Origin of the sequence: Thiomonas sp. OC7 (assembly GCF_900634595.1) — a bacterium.
GTDB classification, from domain to species: domain Bacteria; phylum Pseudomonadota; class Gammaproteobacteria; order Burkholderiales; family Burkholderiaceae_C; genus Thiomonas; species Thiomonas arsenitoxydans.
In genome coordinates this window covers 562,137-582,173 of record NZ_LR131953.1, presented here as the reverse complement: position 1 = coordinate 582,173, position 20,037 = coordinate 562,137, and the positions used below count along the sequence as shown (strand labels likewise).

The 20,037-nt window shown below is 64.8% G+C and carries 18 protein-coding genes and 1 tRNA gene; 7 read left to right on the top strand and 12 right to left on the bottom strand.

Going from position 1 to position 20,037, the window contains the following annotated elements; translation table 11 throughout:
* Positions 1 to 39 precede the first annotated feature (39 nt).
* The 3 genes from galU to BIO17B3_RS02770 form a co-directional block, all read right to left on the bottom strand.
* Positions 40 to 927, bottom strand: coding sequence for a UTP--glucose-1-phosphate uridylyltransferase GalU (galU, locus tag BIO17B3_RS02780; RefSeq protein WP_013106180.1), 888 nt, complete (start codon positions 925 to 927; stop codon positions 40 to 42).
* 114 nt (positions 928 to 1,041) lie between these two features.
* Positions 1,042 to 1,263 carry a DUF1289 domain-containing protein gene (locus tag BIO17B3_RS02775; protein ID WP_156052934.1) on the bottom strand — a complete coding sequence of 74 codons (222 nt, stop codon included), beginning with the start codon at positions 1,261 to 1,263 and terminating at the stop codon, positions 1,042 to 1,044.
* Complete coding sequence (locus BIO17B3_RS02770; RefSeq protein WP_156052933.1) at positions 1,260 to 2,159, bottom strand: polysaccharide deacetylase family protein; 900 nt, start codon at positions 2,157 to 2,159, stop codon at positions 1,260 to 1,262. Before BIO17B3_RS02770 ends, BIO17B3_RS02775 begins: the two co-directional genes overlap by 4 nt.
* 129 nt (positions 2,160 to 2,288) lie before the next feature.
* On the opposite strand from BIO17B3_RS02770, the gene rraA reads away from it, so the two are divergent.
* On the top strand, positions 2,289 to 2,798 hold the full coding sequence (gene rraA / locus BIO17B3_RS02765; RefSeq protein WP_156052932.1) for a ribonuclease E activity regulator RraA: 510 nt from the start codon (positions 2,289 to 2,291) through the stop codon (positions 2,796 to 2,798).
* Between the two features lie 24 nt (positions 2,799 to 2,822).
* On the opposite strand, the gene BIO17B3_RS02760 is transcribed toward rraA, so the two are convergent.
* Positions 2,823 to 4,217 (bottom strand): N-acetylmuramoyl-L-alanine amidase, encoded by a 1,395-nt coding sequence (locus BIO17B3_RS02760; protein WP_156052931.1) that lies wholly within the window; start codon positions 4,215 to 4,217, stop codon positions 2,823 to 2,825.
* A 49-nt stretch (positions 4,218 to 4,266) separates the two neighbouring features.
* Positions 4,267 to 4,791 carry a tRNA (adenosine(37)-N6)-threonylcarbamoyltransferase complex ATPase subunit type 1 TsaE gene (gene tsaE / locus BIO17B3_RS02755; RefSeq protein ID WP_156052930.1) on the bottom strand — a complete coding sequence of 175 codons (525 nt, stop codon included), beginning with the start codon at positions 4,789 to 4,791 and terminating at the stop codon, positions 4,267 to 4,269.
* Between the two features lie 24 nt (positions 4,792 to 4,815).
* On the opposite strand from tsaE, the gene queG reads away from it, so the two are divergent.
* Positions 4,816 to 5,943 (top strand): tRNA epoxyqueuosine(34) reductase QueG, encoded by a 1,128-nt coding sequence (gene queG / locus BIO17B3_RS02750; protein ID WP_156052929.1) that lies wholly within the window; start codon positions 4,816 to 4,818, stop codon positions 5,941 to 5,943.
* Positions 5,944 to 5,958: 15 nt separating this feature from the next.
* Positions 5,959 to 6,035: transfer RNA gene (locus BIO17B3_RS02745), tRNA-Pro, on the top strand.
* A 209-nt stretch (positions 6,036 to 6,244) separates the two neighbouring features.
* On the opposite strand, the gene traI is transcribed toward BIO17B3_RS02745, so the two are convergent.
* The 7 genes from traI to BIO17B3_RS02710 form a co-directional block, all read right to left on the bottom strand.
* Complete coding sequence (traI, locus tag BIO17B3_RS19410) at positions 6,245 to 8,329, bottom strand: TraI/MobA(P) family conjugative relaxase (protein WP_156052928.1); 2,085 nt, start codon at positions 8,327 to 8,329, stop codon at positions 6,245 to 6,247.
* Positions 8,304 to 8,618: a mobilization protein gene (locus tag BIO17B3_RS02735; protein ID WP_156052927.1), complete on the bottom strand. Its 315-nt coding sequence runs from the start codon at positions 8,616 to 8,618 to the stop codon at positions 8,304 to 8,306. The genes traI and BIO17B3_RS02735 overlap by 26 nt, the downstream gene beginning before the upstream one ends.
* The gene (locus tag BIO17B3_RS02730; RefSeq protein WP_156052926.1) at positions 8,611 to 9,309 is read right to left on the bottom strand and encodes a hypothetical protein; all 699 of its coding nucleotides are present in this window, start codon (positions 9,307 to 9,309) and stop codon (positions 8,611 to 8,613) included. Before BIO17B3_RS02730 ends, BIO17B3_RS02735 begins: the two co-directional genes overlap by 8 nt.
* An 809-nt stretch (positions 9,310 to 10,118) precedes the next feature.
* Positions 10,119 to 12,137, bottom strand: coding sequence for a DUF3987 domain-containing protein (locus tag BIO17B3_RS02725; protein ID WP_156052925.1), 2,019 nt, complete (start codon positions 12,135 to 12,137; stop codon positions 10,119 to 10,121).
* Positions 12,130 to 12,444: a CHC2 zinc finger domain-containing protein gene (locus tag BIO17B3_RS02720; RefSeq protein ID WP_156052924.1), complete on the bottom strand. Its 315-nt coding sequence runs from the start codon at positions 12,442 to 12,444 to the stop codon at positions 12,130 to 12,132. The genes BIO17B3_RS02725 and BIO17B3_RS02720 overlap by 8 nt, the downstream gene beginning before the upstream one ends.
* A 510-nt stretch (positions 12,445 to 12,954) precedes the next feature.
* Positions 12,955 to 13,413 (bottom strand): hypothetical protein, encoded by a 459-nt coding sequence (locus BIO17B3_RS02715; protein WP_156052923.1) that lies wholly within the window; start codon positions 13,411 to 13,413, stop codon positions 12,955 to 12,957.
* 257 nt (positions 13,414 to 13,670) lie between these two features.
* Positions 13,671 to 15,080, bottom strand: a complete 1,410-nt coding sequence (locus BIO17B3_RS02710) for a PLP-dependent aminotransferase family protein (protein WP_156052922.1) — start codon at positions 15,078 to 15,080, stop codon at positions 13,671 to 13,673.
* A 445-nt stretch (positions 15,081 to 15,525) separates the two neighbouring features.
* On the opposite strand from BIO17B3_RS02710, the gene BIO17B3_RS02705 reads away from it, so the two are divergent.
* The 4 genes from BIO17B3_RS02705 (at position 15,526) to BIO17B3_RS02690 (ending at position 20,036) form a co-directional block, all read left to right on the top strand.
* Positions 15,526 to 16,257, top strand: a complete 732-nt coding sequence (locus tag BIO17B3_RS02705; RefSeq protein ID WP_197737896.1) for an AzlC family ABC transporter permease — start codon at positions 15,526 to 15,528, stop codon at positions 16,255 to 16,257.
* Positions 16,247 to 16,579: a branched-chain amino acid transporter permease gene (locus tag BIO17B3_RS02700; RefSeq protein WP_156052921.1), complete on the top strand. Its 333-nt coding sequence runs from the start codon at positions 16,247 to 16,249 to the stop codon at positions 16,577 to 16,579. The genes BIO17B3_RS02705 and BIO17B3_RS02700 overlap by 11 nt, the downstream gene beginning before the upstream one ends.
* Positions 16,580 to 16,680: 101 nt before the next feature.
* The gene (locus tag BIO17B3_RS02695) at positions 16,681 to 17,679 is read left to right on the top strand and encodes an SGNH/GDSL hydrolase family protein (protein WP_156052920.1); all 999 of its coding nucleotides are present in this window, start codon (positions 16,681 to 16,683) and stop codon (positions 17,677 to 17,679) included.
* Between the two features lie 182 nt (positions 17,680 to 17,861).
* Complete coding sequence (locus BIO17B3_RS02690) at positions 17,862 to 20,036, top strand: iron-containing redox enzyme family protein (RefSeq protein ID WP_156052919.1); 2,175 nt, start codon at positions 17,862 to 17,864, stop codon at positions 20,034 to 20,036.
* The last annotated feature ends 1 nt before the right edge of the window (position 20,037 follow it).

The window sequence follows — 20,037 nt, the reverse complement described above, 5'->3', positions numbered from 1 at the left end:
ATTTTTACCCAAGCCCCGAGCCCGACTCCTAGGCAAGCTTTAGCTTGCTGCGTGGCCTGCGCACAAATTGTTGATATAGGCGCTGAATTCCGGTCCGGTCTCGGGGTGAGACATGCCCAGTTGCACCGTGGCTTCGAGATAGCCGAGCTTGCTGCCGCAGTCGAAACGGCGGCCGCTGTAGCGATAGGCGTACACCGCTTCTTCGTGCAGCAGCGCGGAGATGCCGTCGGTGAGCTGAATTTCGCCTCCGGCGCCGGGCTTGCCGTTGCGCAGATGATGAAACACGCGGGGGCTGAGGATGTAGCGACCCACGACCGCCTGGGTGCTGGGCGCGACGTCTGGAGCGGGTTTTTCGACGATGCCCGACAGCGAGGTCAGCCCGGGTGTGATTTCCTGCCCGCTGACGATGCCGTAGCGTTTGGTGTGCTCGCGCGGCACTTCTTCGGTGGCGAGGACGCTGCGGCCATGGCGGCTGTGAATCTCGACCATTTGCGCCATGACGGGCGGCTCGCCGACGAGCAAGTCATCGGCGAGGATGACGGCAAACGGCTCGTCGCCCACCAGACGCTCGGCGCACAGCACCGCCGCGCCCAGGCCGTTGGCCACGGGCTGGCGCACGAACACGCATTGCACGTTGTCGGGTTTGACGCTGCGCACCACGTCGAGCATGGCCTGTTTGCCCGCTTCTTCAAGTTGATGCTCCAGTTCGTAGGCGGTGTCGAAATGATCCTCGATGGCGCGCTTGTGGCGGCCGGTGACAAAAATCATTTCGGTGATGCCCGCCGCATAGGCCTCTTCGACCGCATATTGAATGAGCGGCTTGTCGACCACGGGCATCATCTCTTTCGGAGTGGCTTTGGTCGCGGGCAGAAAACGCGTGCCGAGACCGGCAACGGGGAAGACGGCTTTGGTGATGGTCGGGGGCATGGAGAGTATGACGGTGGGGTCGAAAATGAGATCGATACTAACAAGGGAATGATTGATGCTGCGGCGCAGTCATCCACCGGGAATGCGGTGTTGGACTCCATCTGGCGGGAGAACTCAATCACGCCGTCGCGGGACATAGCCCTCGGCCAGAATGCGCGCCCAGACCGCGCGCTTTTCTGCCGGGCTCATCTCCACCCAGCGACCGACCTCCGCCGCGGTGCGCAGACAGCCGCGGCAAACATCGTCGAACCCGGTGGAGCACACGCCGACGCAGGGGGTGTCGGGCTCGCTCGTATCGTCGGGTTGACCCTCTGAAGCGACCGAAGTGCGCGTCATACGGCGGCACCTTGCAAGGCGAGGGTGCCGCTGCGCCCGGCAATGCTGCCCAGGCGGACCGCATGGTGTGGCAATGAGGCCAGGTTCAGCGAGTCGGCATAACCGCGCATCGAGGTGCAATGCAAGCCAGCCGCCTTCCAGCCTTGCAGCAGACGGTCGAACACGGGAGCAAGACGGCCGCCTTCCAGCTCGGCGTGCAGGGTGTAGACATGGTCGCGCCCGTCGGTGCTCAGGCGCAGAAGGTGATCGGCCACATTGTGTTCATTCAAGCCGTCCACGCCGATCAGCTCGTCAAGCGTCGGCAGGGTGGTTGGCAACTGGGGAACGGAAAGTGTGCGCCCCTGCACCACCGGCAGAAAGGGACGGGTGCCCCGACCGTCCGAAGCCAGGGTGAAGCCGAGTTCCTGCTCCAGCAAATAGGCCGCGTCGTTCATCTGCCAGCCGGCGGCGCCGTGCACTTGCGGGGGGCGGCCGAAGATGTCGCCATAGCGGTTGGCAGCGAGCTGCAGCTGACGGCGGGTCCAGTCGGCATTTTTGCGCACCACGTAGTCTTGCCAGAGGATGTGATCCCAGGTGTGCACGCCGGTTTCATGGCCGGCGCGGTCGGCGTCTCGCATGGGATCTGCGGCGCGTCGGCCGATGTCCGGGCCGGGCAGCAGTGTGCCGTACAGCAAGGTTTTCAGGCCATAGTGGCTGGTCACCGATGTGCGCTGAACCTTGGCGAGGAAGCCGGGGCGAAACACCCGCTTGAGCGCGCGCCCGGTGTGATCTGGCCCGAGGCTGAATAAAAAGGTGGCGCGGAGTTGATGTTTGTCGAGTAGGCGCAGCAGGGCAGGTACGCCTTCGAGCGTGCCCCGCAGGGTATCGACATCGATTTTGAGCGCAAGAATGGGCATGGAATCAGACAGAAACAGGGCGGGCCTTTGAGAGCCACATCGTAGAGGACTTGACCTGACACAGCCTTCGCGCAAAGCGGGTCTGCTTCAATGCTTGCAGACAATGAGAATGCATCTGGAGGAATGGACATGCACGCCTTGTTTTCAACCTGTGATCTGTGCGATGCGCACCGCGACGCCCTGCACACCGATGCGCTGCGGGTGCTGCCGCCGGTTTTCCGCTCCTTCGGCAAGATCAGCCGTTTTCGCGGCAAGATCGCCACGGTGCAGTGTCACGACGACAACGCCCTGGTGCGCGCCACCCTGGAGTCGGCCGGCATGGCCCGGGTGCTGGTGGTGGATGGCGCCGCTTCGATGAAGCGCGCGCTGCTGGGCGGCAACCTCGCTGCGCTGGCCAGCCAGAACGGCTGGGCCGGGGTGCTGGTCAATGGTTGCGTGCGCGATGTGCATGAAATTCTGCAGGTACCTATCGGCGTGCTGGCACTGGCGCCCATGCCCGCTCCACCGGAGAAACACGGTAAAGGCAGGGTCGATGTCGCGGTGACGATTCAGGACGTGATCGTGCGCCCCGGCGAATGGCTTTACGCCGATGAAGACGGCGTGATCATCAGCCGCGAGCAGCTCGGGCTGGCGCTCTGAAATCACGGGCGCCGTGGAGCAGCTTCAGGTCAGAATGCGACGGCGGGCCAGGGGCGGATTGGTGTCGAGGTAGGCGCGCAGGCCTTCAAAAATAGCGCGCGCGATTTGCTTGCGATAGGCCGGGGTCTGTAGCCGCGCCTCTTCTTCCGGGTTGCTGATGAAGGCGGTTTCCACCAGCATCGAGGGAATGGTGGGCGACTTCAGCACGGCGAACCCTGCCTGCTGCACTTGCTTGGAATGCAGATGCACCAGCTCTCCCATTTTGCCCAGCGTGGGTCGGGCCATTTTCAGGCTGGCGTTGATCTTGGCGGTAGTGGACATGTCGAGCAGCACCTTGGCCACTTGATAGCTGCGCGAGTTGATGTCGATGCCGCCAATGGCGTCGGCCGCGTTCTCGCGTTGCGCCATCAGCCGCGCCTCCACGCTGGACGCGCCGCCATCGGACAGGCAATACACCGAAGCGCCGCGCGCCTCGGGCGTGAACCAGCCGTCGGCATGGATGGAGGTGAACAGGTCGGCATTGGCCGATTGCGCCTTCTCCACCCGCGTCCACAGCGGCACGAAGTAGTCGCTGTCGCGCGTCATCATCACTTGCATGTGCGGCGTGTTCATGGCCAGGTCGCGCAGGTGGCGGGCGATGAGCAGCACCACATCCTTCTCGTGCACCCCGCTGGGGCCCGTGGCGCCAGGGTCTTCGCCGCCATGACCGGGGTCGATCGCCAGCAGCACGCTGCGAAAGTTGCGGCGGTCGCGGCGCACGGGGTCGGGGCGCTGTGGCGGGGGCGGCGTATCGGCGCGGGCGAACTGCTGCGGTTGCCCGGCTTGCGGGCTGTCGAGTTCACTGCGGTGCTGGCGGATCCAGTCGCCAAGCGAATCGGACTGTTGCGGCTGGGCCTGAGCGAGGGTTTGCGGCGGCGTATTGGAACCGGCGCCAAGCTGGCGTTCGCGGTCGAGCGCTTCTTGCTGCTGCATGAACGCCATCAGCCGGTCACTTGAATGGGCGGGATAAAGATCGAAGACCAGCCGGTTTTGATAGGCCGCAACCGGCAGCAGGCTGAAGACCTGCGGTTTGACCGCCTGCTTCAAATCGATGACCAAGCGCACCACGTCGGGCTTGAACTGGCCCACGCGCACGTCTTTGATGAAGGGATCGTCCGCCTTCACTTTGCCCGCCAGATCGCGCAACTGGTTGTCGAGCTGCAGGCCCTGAATGTCCACCACGAGTCGCGGCGGATCGCTCAAGACCTGATGGGTTGCGCTCAGGGGGCCGTCCGACTCCAGCGTCAGCCGGGTGTATTCGGGCGCCGGCCAGACGCGGATGGACATCAAGGTGGCGCCCCGCGCAATCATGGGGGCCGTCAGCAGCAGCACGAGGCTGGACGATTGCACGAGAAAACGCCGACGCGGTGGGGTCATCATGTTCAGGCTCCTGCTCAAAAACCGGGGGAGCAGCAGCCCACCCACGGCATCAACCGGACTTCAAACCCTCCGGCAAGGCGCGAAACAAACGCTGTCCCAGTTCAGTCTCGGCTTGCAACGTGCACTGGCGCTGCTCTCCCAGCGGTTCGAGGTGCACGCTCAAGTCGGCAGCGGGCAACAAATCCTGCGCGCGCTGCGGCCACTCGACCAGACTGACCCCCGGCCCGCCCACGACATCGCGCAGTCCAGAATCGTCCCACTCTTGCGGGTCTGAAAAGCGATAAAGATCAATGTGATAGGCCGAGGTCCGAAGAGTTCCCTTGAATTGTAGGTCCGGAATGTCGAGGGTGTACTCTTCCAGCAGGCTGAAACTGGGACTTTTGATGCGCCCTTGCACGCCCAATGCACGCAAAAAAGCGCGTGCAAAGGTGGTTTTCCCTGCGCCGAGATCGCCGTCGAGGGTGATCAGCAGGCGGGGCGTCGGGTGTTGCGCCCACGCCAAAGCCACGGCTTGCGCCAGCGCTTCGGTGTCGTGTTCATTGGCAAGCAGCAGGGGCAGGGCGGCAGGGGGCATGGATAGATTTCTAGAATGGCGCGGATGGAGCAACTCAGCACATCGCCCGAGCGCCTGCGCGCGCTGGCGCAAGACATCAAACAGCAGGGGCGTGCGCTGGGATTTTCGCAAATCGGCATCACCGGGGTCGATCTGCGCTCGGCCGAGGCGCCCCTGCTCGACTGGCTGGCCGCAGGACACCACGGCAGCATGGACTACATGCAGCGACACGGCCTCAAGCGCGCCCGCCCAGCGGAACTGGTGCCCGGCACGCTACGCGTCATCACTGCCCGCCTGGACTATCTCCCGAGCGCAAGCCCGGCCGACTGGCGCGATGCGGAATGGCAAAGGTTGGCGCAACCCGAAGCGGCCACGATCTCCGTCTATGCCCGAGGACGCGACTATCACAAGGTGCTCAGGCGCAAGCTGCAACAACTGGCCGATTACATCGCCGCCCAGATCGCCCCGGGCGTGGTGCGCGTGTTCACCGACTCCGCCCCCGTGCTGGAAGTGGAGCTGGCGGCACGCGCCGGGCTCGGCTGGCGCGGCAAACACACCCTGCTGCTGCAGCGCGATAGCGGATCGATGTTTTTTCTGGGAGAAATATTCATCGGTCTGCCCCTCCCGGTAGATGCCCCCGCAAGTGCCCACTGCGGCACCTGCCGCAAATGCATCGACATCTGCCCGACGCAGGCCATTCTTGGCCCGGAACAACTCGACGCGCGGCGCTGCATTTCCTACCTGACCATCGAACACGCAGGGCCGATTCCCCTGGAACTGCGTCCGCTGATCGGCAACCGCATCTACGGATGCGACGACTGCCAGCTGATCTGCCCCTGGAATCGTTATGCCCAGCGCAGCTCCTTGCCCGATTTCGATCCCCGCCACGGTTTTGACCAGGCCCAGCTGCTCGACCTGTGGAATTGGAGCGAAGCGCAGTTCGAGCAGCGCACCGAGGGCAGCCCGATTCGCCGCATCGGCTTCGAGCGCTGGCAGCGCAACCTCGCCGTTGCCTTGGGCAACGGCCTTCGAGGCAATCACGAGACGGCCTGGCGCCAAGCAGCTATCCAAGCACTGCAGAGCGCACTCCCGCATGCCAGAGCGCTGCTGCAAGAGCATGTCCGCTGGGCTTTGGCCCAGGCTGAAACCGACCCGAGGGAAATCACCCGGTAGAATGGCGAGCTTCGTCGGGGCGTAGCGCAGTCTGGTAGCGCATCTGCTTTGGGAGCAGAGGGTCGGAGGTTCGAATCCTCTCGCCCCGACCAAAAAACACCTAGTAAATGAATAAGTTGCAGAACAAGCCCACACTAATGCTGTGGGTTTTTTTCGTCCAAAACGGGCATTTTTTGGGGTGCATTCCCCCTAAGTTCCCCCAAAATTATCCCAAACTTCCCCGGAACGTCCCCTTGATGGGCACCCCTGGTGTCCCCCCGTTGGCATTTCCGCTCGCGCCTTGGCGTATCAGCCGTCACACTCACCTTCCCATGCTGTGCTGACGCTTGCTTCGTTCGTGCGGCAACTTGGGTAGCGCCCCCGCGTCGCCCCCGGCAGTCACATAGCGCTCGACCAGCCCGGCCCACTCGCCGCACTTGGCGTGGTAGATGTTGCGTGATTTGTGCAGCCACTCGATACCGCCGCCGCGCTCGATGGCAGTCCATTGCCTGCGCATCGCCTCATACAGTTTGTCCAGATCGGCCCGTATGCCCGCCTCGGCGTGCAGCGCGTTTAGGATGACCGGCACGGTGTGATCTGCTCCTGCCAGTCGCGGAACATGGCGCGTCATTTGCGCCCGCATACGCCGCTGTTCATCCTGCACCACGGCTTGCAGATCGGCGTCCACCACCTCGATGCCTAGCCGCACCGCCTGCCGGGCGGCACGCTCCCTGAATTTCGCGCTGCCCGTGATGTCCACCTTGCCACCGTACTTCTGCCCTGCCATGCGCAGGGCGGCTTCCAGACTGTCATCGGCCTTGTCGTGCAGGACGATGCGCGGGCCGGTGTCGGTGAACTTCTCCCGTCCATCCGCGCCACGGTACAGCACGAGCTGGCGCTTGGGGTCGATCTGCGCCGCAAGGCCAGCCAGGGTGAGCTTGCGCAGCGGGTCGAGTTCCTCGCCCTCGATGCCATCCTGAGACTTGTTCCTGTTGCGCTGCTCGCGGTAGCGGATGCCGCGCAGCGCCGCCTGTGCCGCTTCATCGCCCTGTCCCGCTTCGCGCTCCAGCCACTTGCGCCAGACTTCGGCCTTCGGCTGCCTGGCCGACAGCGCCCGGCGTTCTGCGGCCTGGCGCTTTTGCAAGGCTTCGCGCTGCTGCGCCGCGTGCATGGCCCACAGCGACTGCACCACGAGCAGCGGCTGGCCCCGCTGCCGCGCCTGCTCCGGCAGGGCCTTGCGTTCCTCGCGCAGCCCCGCAGCAAGCCCCGCCCGCTCGGCGCGATGCTGCTGCACCAGCGCCGCCCGCTGCGCAGGCCGCACCCGTCTGGCCGCATCCTGCTCCGCCTTGAATCGCGCGGCCAGCGCTTTGCGTGCCGCCGCCCGTTCGGCCCGACGCGCAAAGCGCAGGTCATCCGCCTCCACCCCGCGCCGCGCCCCCTGGCCGTTGCCATACACCTTGTCCGCATCGAGCGCCTTCTGATACGTCGCTGCCGGCGCAGGCAGCGCTCCCTGTGGCGGCTGGTACGGCCCCAGGCGCTTCTCCAGCGCCGCCTTGCTCGCCCAGCGTCCCAGTTGCGACGCCTTGGCCGCCAGCACGCGCCCATCGTCCATCGTCGTCGTCACCACCATGCCCGAACCCTTCGGCTCGATGCGCAGCCCATAGCGCGCCGCCTGCTGATGCACGCGCTCCCAGCTCGCCCCCGGTGTGTCGATGACGGCCTTGATCGCCTTCGCCGGACCGCCTGCGACCCATTCCTGGAACGAGGCCGCGCCGCCCTCGCGGTGCGACGTTTGTGCCGCCGCTGGCGAGGGCTGCGGCCCGTCCTGGCCCATGCCCCGCCGCGCCCGCTCGGGCCGGCTCAGGCGCACCACGTCCGGCCCCGCAGTCGTATCCACGGTGACATATGGGCCGGGGCTGTGTCGCCAGCCCTGCGCAAGCTCGATCTCGCGCATGGCTTTGTCCAGGAGCAGCCAGTCCAACCTGGGCACCTTGGCGGTATGGCCGTCGGCATGCACCCGGTTGACGATCAGATGCACATGATCGTGGCCGGTGTCGCGGTGCAGCGCCCACAGTGCATCGTGCCCCTCGAAGCCCAGCGTTTTCAGGACGTGCGCGCACGCTGCGTCGATCTGCTGGCGCTCGGGATGCTCGGCCTCCTGCCAGGCCAGGGTGACGTGGTAGACGGGGGAGCGTACCGTCTTGTGGCGCGCCGCCGCAGCCGTGGCGTCGAGGATGTCGATGGCGCTTTGGCGATCTTCTGGACTGTCCAGCGGACAGTCGAGGTTGAGCGCACCCATCCCGGGCCTGGGTTCTGCGACCTGGTCGGGGTTGTCGCGGGCGATGTAGCACACGGCTTCGCCAAAGCCCCGCGCCGTGGAGTTACGGACGATGACCTTGGCGAGCATGGTCCATCTCCTCGCAGACGCGCCGCACCGCGGCCCGCCAGTCGGCCAGTGCCTGTTCCGGGGCGCTGCGGCCGAGCTGGCCTTGCGCGGCCAGATGCTTGAGCAGCCCGCCTTGTCGCCGCAACTCGGCGTGCAGGGTTTGCAGCCGGGCCACCCGCGCATCGCCGCGCAGCGCCATGGTGCGCAAGTAAGCGCTGGTCGTCAGCAGAGCCGCATTGGCCAGATGGCGGATCAGCGCAGCCTCGGCTGGCGTGGCGCGCAAAGTCAGGTGGGTGGTGCGCTCACGCATGGCCGTCGCCCGTCATGCGTGAGCGCAGCGTGCTTGGGTAGAGCTTGCCTCCCGGCGGCAAGGCCTTGCGCTCGCTGTCGATGCGCCGCTCCACGGCATCAGCGCCGCAGCGCTCGATGAGCGCGATGACGATCTTGCGGTCGCTCTCGGTCACACCCGCAGCCCCAAAGTCCAGGGCTTTGAGCAGCGCATCGGCGCGTTCCGCGGGTGATTCGCCAATGGCCTTGAATCCGGCGGCTGGCGGCCCCTCGATGTGCTTGCGCAGGATGTAGTCCGCCTCGGATTCGTCAGCCATCCGGTCCGACCCGTCCGCCCAGTCGGGCAACTCCAGACCGGGCACGCCAGCACTTGCGGGGACGGATGACGCTGCAGGTCTTGCCGCACGCCGCCGCTCGACTGCGGGCGCGGCAGGTGTGGCGGCCGCTCCGGACACGCTTGCCAATGCTGTAGCGGCAAAACCCGCCCGGCGCAGTGCGTCCCGCAGCGCAGACGGACGCACGCCAAGTACGGGGGCGACGAGTCGCGCATAACGCGCCAGCGACACGCCGCTTTGGTGCAGCTCCTTGATGTCAGCGATACGCTCGGTCACGAACGCATCGCAGACGGTGCGCGCTGCGGCTTTGCCCGTGAGCTGACGGGAGAGTTTCGCCGCTTGGTCGAGGCGGTCAAAGAGGGTGGATGGTTGGTTCATGTTCGTACTCCAAAAACGTGTGAGAAACGCAGTGCCGAACGCGGCGCAAACTGGGTGTCGGGCGCAGCCTGACCAAGCGCCGGTTTCGCCTGAAGCGCGAGCGCCAGGTGAAACCTAGGCTTACCTTGCCCCCAGCTGAACACGGTTGCCAGAGCGTCCGGGTTCAGTCCTTTGGTGGACTGCTCCGATTTGCAGGGGGCGCGCGATCTGGGCACGCTCCGGTCGGGTCGCGCGCTCGGCTGGGCGTGGTGCGTCGTCCTGGATGGATGACGCGCCACACCAACGCATGTCCTTGGGCGCAGGCTGGTGTGCGGTCATTCAATCGCGCCAGCGTGGCCAGGTGACGGCAGGCCCAGCAGCTCTGCATGGCGCGAGCGATGGTGTCGACGGCAGATTGCTCTGCGCTCACTGGTGCAGCATCGGCCATAGGCTCCGGTGTGAGAGAGCGGGCAGGCCAGGCGGCGGCATAGCTCAAGGGCGTGCGGATCGGCATTGTCGTTGCCAGCACCGTCAGACCGCGTGGGGCGAGGACGACCCACAGGGTCGATGCAGTGGCGTCGGTCAACTCCAGTGTGTCCCATCGCACACCATGCGCGCTGGCATCGCCATGCCGCGCCAGCAGATCGGGCAGGGCAGAGTGGTTTTGTGGAGTCGGTGTGCCTGCGACCGTTGCGACAGATGCGACAACGTGGTGCGATGTTCGATCCGCAGCGTCTTGCGACAACTGCGACAGTTGCGACACAACGCCCCTTGTCGCAGTTGTCGCAACGGTCGCAAGGGGTGGGGCACCCCAGATGCGTTTGACCAGATCAGTGGCGCGCATGGTCAACTCCTGCAGCTTTGACGGCGGCGCCGTCGACCTCCACCAGCCCCAGCGCTTCCAACCGGTCGAGTGCTGTGTCGCGCCGGTCGGCGGCACGCACACTGTTGGGGCCGAGACGGGAGATGTCCCGCAGTCCGACCCAGCCCACACGCTCCACGAGCCAGCGGTAAAGCGTCAACGCCCGTTCTGGCCCTGGGTCAGCCTTGCCGGACAGCGCAGCTTGCCAGTTGTCCAGGCTGTGCGCGGCCAGAGCGGCGCCATAGGCGGCGGTCGGGTCGTCAATCACATCCTGACCGGCGTAGCAGGCCAGTACCCCAGCGATGCGGCAAGCCTGCTCCGTGGCGCGCAACGCGAAGGGCTGCACGTCGCGCAGCCCGCCTTGCCGCCCCTCGCGTTCCATGCCCTCAAAAAACGTGGCCATGCGCTCGGTGGCTTGCGCATTCAGTTCGATCACCGGCAGGCTGTCGCAATCGTCAGGCAGAGGCAGGGACAGCAGGCGCTTGCAGTCTGCCCAGTAGCGCAGAATTGCCGGGCTGGCGTCGGGTCGCCAGGGTCTGAACACACGCGGGGCCAGCGGCGCAGGCCAGGCCAGTAGAAAGCGCGGCCAGAAACCCATGCCCGACAGGGTTTCGTCGGTGAGCACATCCCCCAGGGCGGCTGGCTGAATCAGCAGGTGTGCAGACAGGCGAACCCCGTAGCGCTCGGTGCGGCCCCCTCCAGCGCGAACGACAGACAGATGTCCACGGTCCCACAGGCCGCACAGGTTCGCGGCAGTCTTGGTGCGCTGCTCGGGTGTCATAGCATGCCCGGCCAGCACGGCACCGGCCTCTGTGCTGAAGAGTCCTTGTGTGGAGACGCCTTCGGCAAAACTACGGCGCATGCCTTCGATGGTCAGATCAGCGGCGATGCGATACGGGGCGGGACCGGGAGGCTCAGGCGGCGGGTCGCCTTTCTTGCGGGCGGCCCGGGCATCCTCGAATGCGGCCATGCTTTCGGTGTAGCGCTTGCCTTGCTCTCGCTGCGCGTCATGGATCGGGCTCATCGCGGGGCGGTCTGCCGAGTCTTTCCCGTCGCCACTGGCCGCAATCGTCAAGCAGTACAGACTCAGCGGTGCAACGGCTCCCGCGAGTGTGCGCACATTCGCCACGCCTTGCGCCAGCAACGCGGCGGCGGCCAGCAGCGATTGCCCGGCCATGGCGGGAGAAACTTGCGCGCCTCCGGCTAATGCGCGCGCAGCATCGGCCAGCGGCCCCAGGGCCTCGATGGGATAGGGCGTGTCGCTGCCTTCGGCTTGCGGCATCAACAGGTCGCGGGCGCGCCCCTGGGCCTGCGGAACGGGCAGCGGCGGCAGTTGCGGTGTCGCAGATGTCGCAACGGTCGCAGGGATGGGCGCAGACAAAACCGGCAACCCAAGCACATCGGCGGCGGTGGCGTCGGGATGCGCGGCCAGCCATTCAACTGCATCGCCCTTCGGCGGCAAGTTCAGCACGACGACGTCAACGATGCGCACGTTGCACTCCATCGCCTGCAGCCTGTGGGCAACATCGCGGCCATACTGCGCGCCGGATTTGTCATGGTCAGGCCAGATCAGCACATCGCGGCCCTGCAGCGGTGTCCAATCGGCGGCTGCAGCGCTCGATGCGCTCCCGCTGGTGGTGGCGATCAGCCCAAGCTGCGCCAGCGCGTCCGCAGCCCTCTCGCCTTCGCAAACGATCACCTGCGCCTCTGGGTTGCGCGCCAGGTCGTGCAGACGATACAGCCACTTCCCGGATACTGGGGCGGGGGGCTCGCCCAGCTCGAAGCCACCATCGGGTAAGGCGTGCATCGGCCTGATCAGCTTTTCACCATTGACCTGCCTACCCCGAATGCGCCAGTAAATCGGGTGTCCCTGCGGATCGGTGTAGGCATGCAAGGCTTCGAGCTGCGCGCCTGGTGCCATCATCCCAGCGACCAGGCGGCGTGCAGCGTGCTGGGGTGTTTCTTGAATGACATCTGCGTCAAGCATGACGACGTCCTCCTGTCCAGCAACCGAGTGCGATGCACGCGGTCTTGAAATCCACGTTGCGGCGTTGCATGTGAAAGGCGATCAGGTCGCCGCCATGCGCGCCACAGGCCATGCAGCGAAACGCGCCGGTCTCGACATGCACGCGCAAGGATGGGGTGCGCTCCGTATGGAAGGGGCACAGTGCACTACGCCACGGGCCGCGCCCGTGCAGCGTGTCCAGCTCGCGGTTGAAGTAGTCCTGCGCGTCGGGCAGGCGTTCACGGGCCAGGGGCGTTGCGCTGCGGTGCAGAACTGCGCGCGGCCTCATGCTTGGCCTCCATCGCGCGATCCTGGGCAGGCGGAGCCTGCATGCAGGCGCGGTCGGCCCCGGCGCCTTGCTGAGGGTATGGTGGCGTCCTGCGGGGATGCGGGCGGGGTGTGCTCAGGAGCTGAGCCCAGAACACTTTTCCGACATAGCCACTCGGCTAGGTCAGGCAGCAACACGGCCACACGACCGCCGATGGTCGTTGTGGCCGGGAAGTCGCCGCGTTCACGGCGCCGTTGGGCAGCCTTGACGGTGTCATATCCAAGGTTCTTTTTGAGATAGTCATCGTCCAGCCACATGACCAAAGAGGCGCCTTGCATGAGCATGGCCTCGAACATCGTTCTTGTATCAAACATCGCGTCAACCCTCGAACGAAACACATTCGGGAAGTCGGCGACGGCATGGCCCACGGCAGAGCGTGCACCTGTCGTCAACCTCCGAGCAGAAAACAATCGGATCGGCTGACGCGGGCTGCAGAGTGCAGTGATGAGGATGGGGGAATGCAGCCCGCGTCTAGGCGCGGGCGATGGGCGCCGGGACGACGCGCGCGGTGAGGGCGATATGAGCAATGCGGCGATGGCCGCAACGTACCGTCTGGCGTGGAGTCGCCCTGCTTGTCAAGGCTTGCGGGCGCAGCCATAAAGACAACAGCATGCTGGACACGCTAACCGAAAAGATTGGCGCGGCCAGCAAAGACGCGACCATCAGGGCGACATTGGCACGCACCAACTCAAGCTGTTGGCTTACCCACAGTCGCGGGACGGTGGCGAAGGTCTCTTTGCTCCCGATGATGACCGTGACCAGTGTGATGATCGCCCAGGCCGTACCCGCCAGAGTCGCGGCGCCTCCCGAAAACAAAACCAAGCCGAGGCCAATGCCCAGCACTGCCCCTAACCCAGGACGATGTCGCTGAATAGGGCGCTCAGTAGCGACACGGGCTGTAGCAATTGCAGTGGCGATGACGGCGTGCATGCGCTAAATGTAGGGTACTGACCCAGTGCAATCAACTACGGGTAGTGTTTTAACCCATGCTGTGTCGGCTCGCGACAACATAGAACAGCAGAAGGGTGGGGGCAAGGTAGGCCGGGGTGTCACCTGCCGCGTGCGCTCCAGCCTCTCCCCGGCTCTTGGTCAGGCTGCGCCCGACACCCTGAATGTGCAAACAACACCCTTGCTCCTATATTGGTCAGACAGCACGCGGTTTCCGCGAACTCCTGCAAGCGCGCCCATCACGCCCCCCGCGCAAGCCTGCCCGCTGCGTTGATGAACGGCTCGGCCAGCGGGTTGCTTGCCGCCGCCACGTTGAGCCGCACCCACGGCGTCGCCTCCCCATTCGGCCGAAATTCGCGTCCCGGCGCGAGGTCGAGCCCGAACGTGCGTGCGGCATCGCACAGCACTGCGGAATCCTCCACACCTGGTACGCACGCCCACAGGAACATGCCGCCGCTCGGCTGCTCGTACACTTCCCAGCCTGACTGACGTAACCGCGTAACTGCATTGGCCGACGCCTGTGCGAGACGCCTGCGCAGCCGCTCCAGATGCTTGCGGTGCGTGCCGCGCTCGAGCAGCAACGCGACGATGCTCTCTGCGATCCGCGCGCCACCCATGCTGGTGAGCGCCTTCAGCTCGATGAACGGCTTGATCAGATCGGGGCGTGCGACCAGGTAGCCTACCCGCAGCGACGACGACAACGCCTTCGAGAATCCGCCGAGGTAGACCACGCGTTCGAGCTGGTCCAGCGTCGCGAGCCGCTGCGAGGGTGTCGCTTCGAAGTCCGCGTAGACGTCGTCCTCGACGAATGTGAAACCGTGCTGGTGAGCGAGCTGCAGCAGCCGGAACATGACCTGCGGTGCAATGTTCGTCGCGGTCGGGTTGTGGAACACAGTATTGACGAAGAACAGCTTCGGACGATGTTCGCGCAGCAGCGCCTCGGTCATCTCGACGTCCGGCCCCATCGCGCGGCGCGGCACGCCCACGAGGTTCACACCGTGCAGCTTCAGCAGACCGAATAGGTTGAAGTAGCCCGGATCCTCGACGAACACCGTGTCGCCCGGCTTCAGCAGCAGGCGCACGACGAGATCGAGCGCCTGGCTCGCGCTGTGCGTGACGAGAATCTGCTGCGGCTGCGCGTTGATGCCGAGCGGCGCGAGGTGCCTGCTCAGATGCTGTCGCAGCAGCGGATCGCCCTGCGGCTGCGCATAGTCGACCAGGTTCGCCGCGTCGCTGCGCACGACGTGGCGCACGGCCTGTGCGATCCCGTCAACGTCGCGCCAAGCCGCCGGCAGGAAGCCACTCGACAGTTTGACGCGATCGTCGGTCGAAGCGAACTGAGAGAGGATGTGACTCGATTCTTCCTCGGCGACCCGCAGATCCGTGCCGCCGGCGTGTGCGCTGCTGTCGAACCGGTCGGTCACATAGAAGCCGGATCCGTGACGGGGCCGGATCAGTCCGCGGGCGGCGAGCACGCCGTACGCTTCGACGACGGGGAAGCGGCTGATCTCCTGGTCGGCCGCCATCTTGCGGATCGACGGCAGTTTCACGCCGCTGCGCAAATGCCGCGAGCGGATCATCTGTTCGAGTTGGTGAGCCAGTTGCTCATTCAGCGGGACGCCAGCCATCGTATCAAGTGCAAGTTTCATTCATCACCACCGTGAGTGAGGGCGGACGAAGTGTTCAGTGAAACGACCGAACACTTTGTGAATGATTGTTCGGTGCTGTTCATTCCACTGTACGCATGCTAGCCGAATAATTGGCACCACAGGCTTTCGGAAAAGTGACGAACGAGCCGAGCAGCAAGGAGGACCAAATGCGGGAAGTCTGGATGTTCCAACTGGAAAAGGACGGTGCGCACGCGCTGGAACGCCGATACGCGGCAGACGTTTGTCGTGCGCCGCGGCATGGTGTGGGTGATGGTGCCAGGAGTGCTCGGGACTTATGGCTGCGCGAGATCGACAGACTTGACTTCGCGCCGCATGCGGCGATCTGGGAGGGAGGAATCGGCGGCGGCGCGATCGCGGGTGCGCATGCTATTGGGGGGGCGCATGCGCGAAGCGGGCGCTGTCGAGCGATGGAGAGCCAGAAAGCGTGAGTGTCGAATCGAAGTCATTCGTGATGGTGCTGCCGAAGTCGGAGCAGTTCTACCAATCCTTCCGACTGTCGATCCCAGTGGCGATGGCGTACGTGCCACTCGGGATCGCGTTTGGCGTGTTTCTCGTGACGAGCAAGGTGCCGTGGTACTGGGCGCCGCTATCGGCGCTGATGATCTTTGCAGGCTCGATCGAGTTTCTGGCAGTGAGCATGATGGTCTCGGGGATGGCGCTGCCGCTGGTGGCGTTGACCGCGTTGATCGTCAATTTCCGTCATGTGTTTTACGGACTGTCGTTTCCGTACACGAGGCTGCGCACAGCCGCGCAGCGGGTGTACGGCATCTTCGCACTGACCGATGAGACGTACGCGATCACTTCGGCAGGCGAAGGGGCGAAGCTGAACGGTTTCCAGATCACGGCGCTACAGATTATCAGCCACGTGTGGTGGGTTGGCGGCGCGCTGCTCGGCGCGCTGACGGGGCTCGCGATTCCGAGCAGCATCAAGGGCTTCGGCTTTGCGCTGACGGCGATGTTCGTGATCCTCGCGGTCGACGCAGTACGCACAAAGGGCACAGTGCGGCTGATCGGTGCCGCGGCGCTCGCGAGCGCCGGGGCATTCGCGAGCGAAAAGTGGCTCTACCGCGAATCGTTCCTGTTCGTCGGTCTGGTGGTTTATCTCGCGATACTGACTTTGTTTTATATTTCCGGAGAAAAAGACGGTGACGAGTGATTTGCGTGCATTTTCCGTAATAATCACGATTTCTGTTGTCACAATCGGCCTGCGTTATACGCCGATTTTGTTGATGAAGCATCTTGGAAAAAACGGGTACCTCCGATATATCGGAGAACGCATGCCGCCAGGTGTCATGATCCTGCTTGTACTGTATACGCTGAAAGACAAGGATGTGACACGTTATCCGTACGGTCTTCCCGATTTGGTGGCGCTGGCACTGTCGGTGCTGATTTACTGGAAATCCAGGAATGCGCTATTGGCGATTGCTGCCGGGCTCGCGTTTTATATATTCGCAGTGAATTTCATTGCCTTTAATTGATTGAATTCGATTCGCGCAGGGTCTATTTGCATTTGATTTGAGTTTAATGGATCCTGAGTCGTCACTTGATAGATAAGAAATAGTAATCTAGAGGGATGCCAGTGAGTGCTCGCGAGGAATTGACGCCGCAAATGGCGGATTATGAGAAGAAATTCACGGACGGTGGAGAAGTCCGTTGGTTGCCGTATCTGATGTACTTCCATCCTGCAGAACATCGCTCGTCGGCCATCAACACCGACTCGAGCGGATTCCGCTACTCGGAGCGCGGCGGCGTCCGCTACTCGGTCGCGGATCACGCCGGCATTCCGTCCGCACGCTTGCTCGCCGGCAGTTCGACGGTGTTCGGCATCGGCGCGAGTGCCGATTGTTGGACGCTGTCGTCGCGGCTATCGGAGAACGACCGGCGCGGCGCGCCGTGGCTGAACTTTGGCGGGCGCAGCTTCAACTCCACCCAGGAGCTGATCCTGTTCACGCTGTACCGCCATCTGTTGCCTAAGATCGAGGAGATCGTGCTGTTCTCCGGCTTCAACAACCTGGGGCTCGCGCGGCAGCCGAGCCAGAACCGGCTCGAGCACGGCGCATTCTTCAACTGCAACCAGTTCTTCGACGCGTTCCGCCGCGAACCGGCCGGTCGTCGCAAGGGCTTGTCGCTGTTCGGCCGCAGTGACGTGGGAGAGCCGGTCGAGCTGCCGCCTTCTATCGATGCGCAGATCGATTACGCGGCAGATCTCACGCTGCGTCATATGGACGTGTGGCGCGCACTTGCGGCGGACCAGGGCGCGAAGCTCACCTTCATCCTGCAGCCGCTTGCAGGATGGATCCGCCCGAAGGGCAGCGCACAGGAGGAGGCGCTGTTTGCGGAGCTCGACCGTGCTGGCCGCTTCAGCGACGTGTACGGCGACATCCTCACACGCGACGTGTGCAGCTTGTATGCAGCGAAATTGAGCGACGGCGCGTCGCAACTCGGCGTGAAGTTCGTCAACATCACCCCGTTCATCGCAGAGGCGCTGAAACCCGAGCAGTGGTTGTTCGTCGACCGCATCCATTTCACCGACCAGGGGCATGACTTCGTTTCGAAGCTCATTCTCGACGTCATCTGAAAGGCAGGCCATGAATCTGTTCAAACGACTCTTCTCCCGAATCGGCCAACTGTTCGGCAAGAAAAAGAAGAAGGCCGATTCGTCGATCTACCCGATGTTCTGATCCCGGCACGCGCATCGCGTGACGAGCAGGCGGCTGCACGGGCAGCCGTCCGGATTGCTGCAACCTTCAGAGGCCCGAAATGTGGCGTGAGATATATCGACTGGCGACCGATCCGGAAGCCTTTATCGACGACCGGCGCATTCGCGCGCGGCTCGCGGGACCTTGTACCGTCGAGCCAGGTCGGCATGCGCAGGAATTTTCCGCGCAGATCGGCGAGATTGCCGCGTGGCGCGAAGTGCGACGCGACGGCTGGCGGCAACTCGCGAACGACGCGCACCGCACCGGCGGCGGCGCGGCGCTCGCCAGCGCGATCCTCGTGCAATCGGCGCCGCTCGCGTCGGTGCTCGGCGCATGGCTACAGGGCATGAGCGCGCCAGGCGTGTTCGAGGATGACGTGCATTTGCGCATCATGGCGCTGCATGCGGGCGAAGTCGGCGTCGGCCGGCCCGAGGCATCGCGCTACGACTGCTTCAAGGCGCTGTTGCGCGCCGCCGCGCTCGCGGATGTCGCACTCGAGCCGTTCGAGCTGTCGACGCTCGCGTCGATCGACGATGAAGCGTTCCGCTTGCCCGCGTTGCTGCTCGCGATGAGCCGCCGTGCGGACGCGTTCGGCCCCGAACTCGCAGCAGTCGATCTTGCGTTTCGCTCGATCGGCCTGTTGCCGTGCTGGGCAGCGCTCGGCACCGCGCCGGGGCACGCATTCGACGTGCGGGCGCTCGACTTGCGCACGTCTGTCGGCCGCGTGGAGGGGCTCGACGCGAGTGCACAGTCGCGCTGGGCGGTTGAGCAGTATGCGGCGCACGACACGGTCGCCCGCGAGCGCATCGCGCGCATGCTCGGGTGGACGTTCGGCGCGCTGCGCGTGTGGGACACATTCATCGAACGCGCGGCCGCACACGCGGCGTCGCCGCGGCTTGCGATGGTGCGGCTGATGCAGCAGCGCGCCCGCGAAGCGATGGTCTATCACCACGAGTACAAGCTCGGCGGGCGCGCGCTGTCCGACTGGTTCAAGGACGCGCTGCGCGATCCGGAACCGCTCATCGACGCGCTCGCGGAAAGCCGCCTCGTCGTGCCCGGCCACGAGAAGCGCAGTCCGCTCGTGACGACGCTGATCGGCCCGGGCGGACGGATGTTCCGCGTGTTCAGCGACGACGATGTCGCGATCATCCGCCGCTGGATCGATTCGCTGGCCGACGCGTCGGATGCGATCGCCGTAGCACCCAGCGCGGCGGCTGCCGAACCGGAACTGGAGCCGGAACCTGGGCTGTCGCTGGCCGTCGCCGACTCGGCGCTTGGCAGTGCGCCGTCGAGCTTGCGCGAACTGTATTTCGTGCTACAGGGCAGGGCGCTCGCGCCGCGCACGCGGCAGCTCGCGGAACGCTATGTACGCGATTGGCTGGCGCTCGCCGCGCGCTCGCTGCATCGTGCCGACCACGGGCTGCCAGCAACGTGGTGCGTGGGCGCTTTGCGCGCATGGCTGCTCGACCAGCATGATCGGCACGCGCTCGAATTCGAGCGCAGCGATCCGGCTAACCTGCCGACGCGCGAGGAAGTCATCGATTCGACGCTGCAGCTCGCGCCGCTGACGCTGATCGACGGCTCGTGGCTACAGGGGTTCAGCGACTGGCGGCTCGCCGCGTCGCAGGTAGGCTTCGCGCTTTTCCAGACCTACTGGGACGAGCTCGGCAACGGCCTTCTCGCACTGAACCATCCGAAGATCTATCGCGACGGGCTGCGCGACATCGGCATCGAACTGCCGCCGACCGGCAGCCGCGCATTCGCGCACGATCCGCGCTTTCGCAATGAGTCGTTTCGTCTGCCGGTCTACTGGCTGTGCCTCGGTAAGTTGCCGCGCACGTTCATGCCGGAGATCCTCGGGATGAACCTCGCGATGGAGCTGTCGGGAGTCGGTGGCAGCTACCGAAGCGCGCGGCGCTTCCTGCGTCACTACGGCTTTAGAACCGAGTTCGTCGATCTTCACAACACGATCGACAACGTATCGACCGGCCATTCCGCGTGGGCGGTCGATGCGATTGACGCGTACATGCGCCAGACGGCGGCGCATGGCGCAGCGGTCGATAGCTGGGAGCGGATCCGAGTCGGCTACGAGTCGCTCGCGCCGTTGCCGAGCCGCCGCGAGCGCTGGCTCGGCAAGCTTGGCGTGCGGCGCTTGATGTCCCTGGAATCGACCGCTGACGCAGTGTCGCCCGCCTCGGACTTGTTTCACCATGCCCCGGTTGCGCGCACTGCCTGAG

Excerpts from the sequence above, each read along its gene's own strand:
- BIO17B3_RS02770 (WP_156052933.1), bottom strand. The coding sequence starts at position 2,159 with ATGCCCATTCTTGCGCTCAAAATCGATGTCGATACCCTGCGGGGCACG.
- BIO17B3_RS02775 (WP_156052934.1), bottom strand. The coding sequence starts at position 1,263 with ATGACGCGCACTTCGGTCGCTTCAGAGGGTCAACCCGACGATACGAGC.
- BIO17B3_RS02730 (WP_156052926.1), bottom strand. The coding sequence starts at position 9,309 with ATGAACCAACCATCCACCCTCTTTGACCGCCTCGACCAAGCGGCGAAA.
- tsaE (WP_156052930.1), bottom strand. The coding sequence starts at position 4,791 with ATGCCCCCTGCCGCCCTGCCCCTGCTGCTTGCCAATGAACACGACACC.
- BIO17B3_RS02735 (WP_156052927.1), bottom strand. The coding sequence starts at position 8,618 with ATGCGTGAGCGCACCACCCACCTGACTTTGCGCGCCACGCCAGCCGAG.
- galU (WP_013106180.1), bottom strand. The coding sequence starts at position 927 with ATGCCCCCGACCATCACCAAAGCCGTCTTCCCCGTTGCCGGTCTCGGC.
- BIO17B3_RS02720 (WP_156052924.1), bottom strand. The coding sequence starts at position 12,444 with ATGAGGCCGCGCGCAGTTCTGCACCGCAGCGCAACGCCCCTGGCCCGT.
- rraA (WP_156052932.1), top strand. The coding sequence starts at position 2,289 with ATGCACGCCTTGTTTTCAACCTGTGATCTGTGCGATGCGCACCGCGAC.
- queG (WP_156052929.1), top strand. The coding sequence starts at position 4,816 with ATGGAGCAACTCAGCACATCGCCCGAGCGCCTGCGCGCGCTGGCGCAA.
- BIO17B3_RS02760 (WP_156052931.1), bottom strand. The coding sequence starts at position 4,217 with ATGATGACCCCACCGCGTCGGCGTTTTCTCGTGCAATCGTCCAGCCTC.
- BIO17B3_RS02710 (WP_156052922.1), bottom strand. The coding sequence starts at position 15,080 with ATGAAACTTGCACTTGATACGATGGCTGGCGTCCCGCTGAATGAGCAA.
- BIO17B3_RS02715 (WP_156052923.1), bottom strand. The coding sequence starts at position 13,413 with ATGCACGCCGTCATCGCCACTGCAATTGCTACAGCCCGTGTCGCTACT.
- traI (WP_156052928.1), bottom strand. The coding sequence starts at position 8,329 with ATGCTCGCCAAGGTCATCGTCCGTAACTCCACGGCGCGGGGCTTTGGC.
- BIO17B3_RS02690 (WP_156052919.1), top strand. The coding sequence starts at position 17,862 with ATGTGGCGTGAGATATATCGACTGGCGACCGATCCGGAAGCCTTTATC.
- BIO17B3_RS02725 (WP_156052925.1), bottom strand. The coding sequence starts at position 12,137 with ATGCTTGACGCAGATGTCATTCAAGAAACACCCCAGCACGCTGCACGC.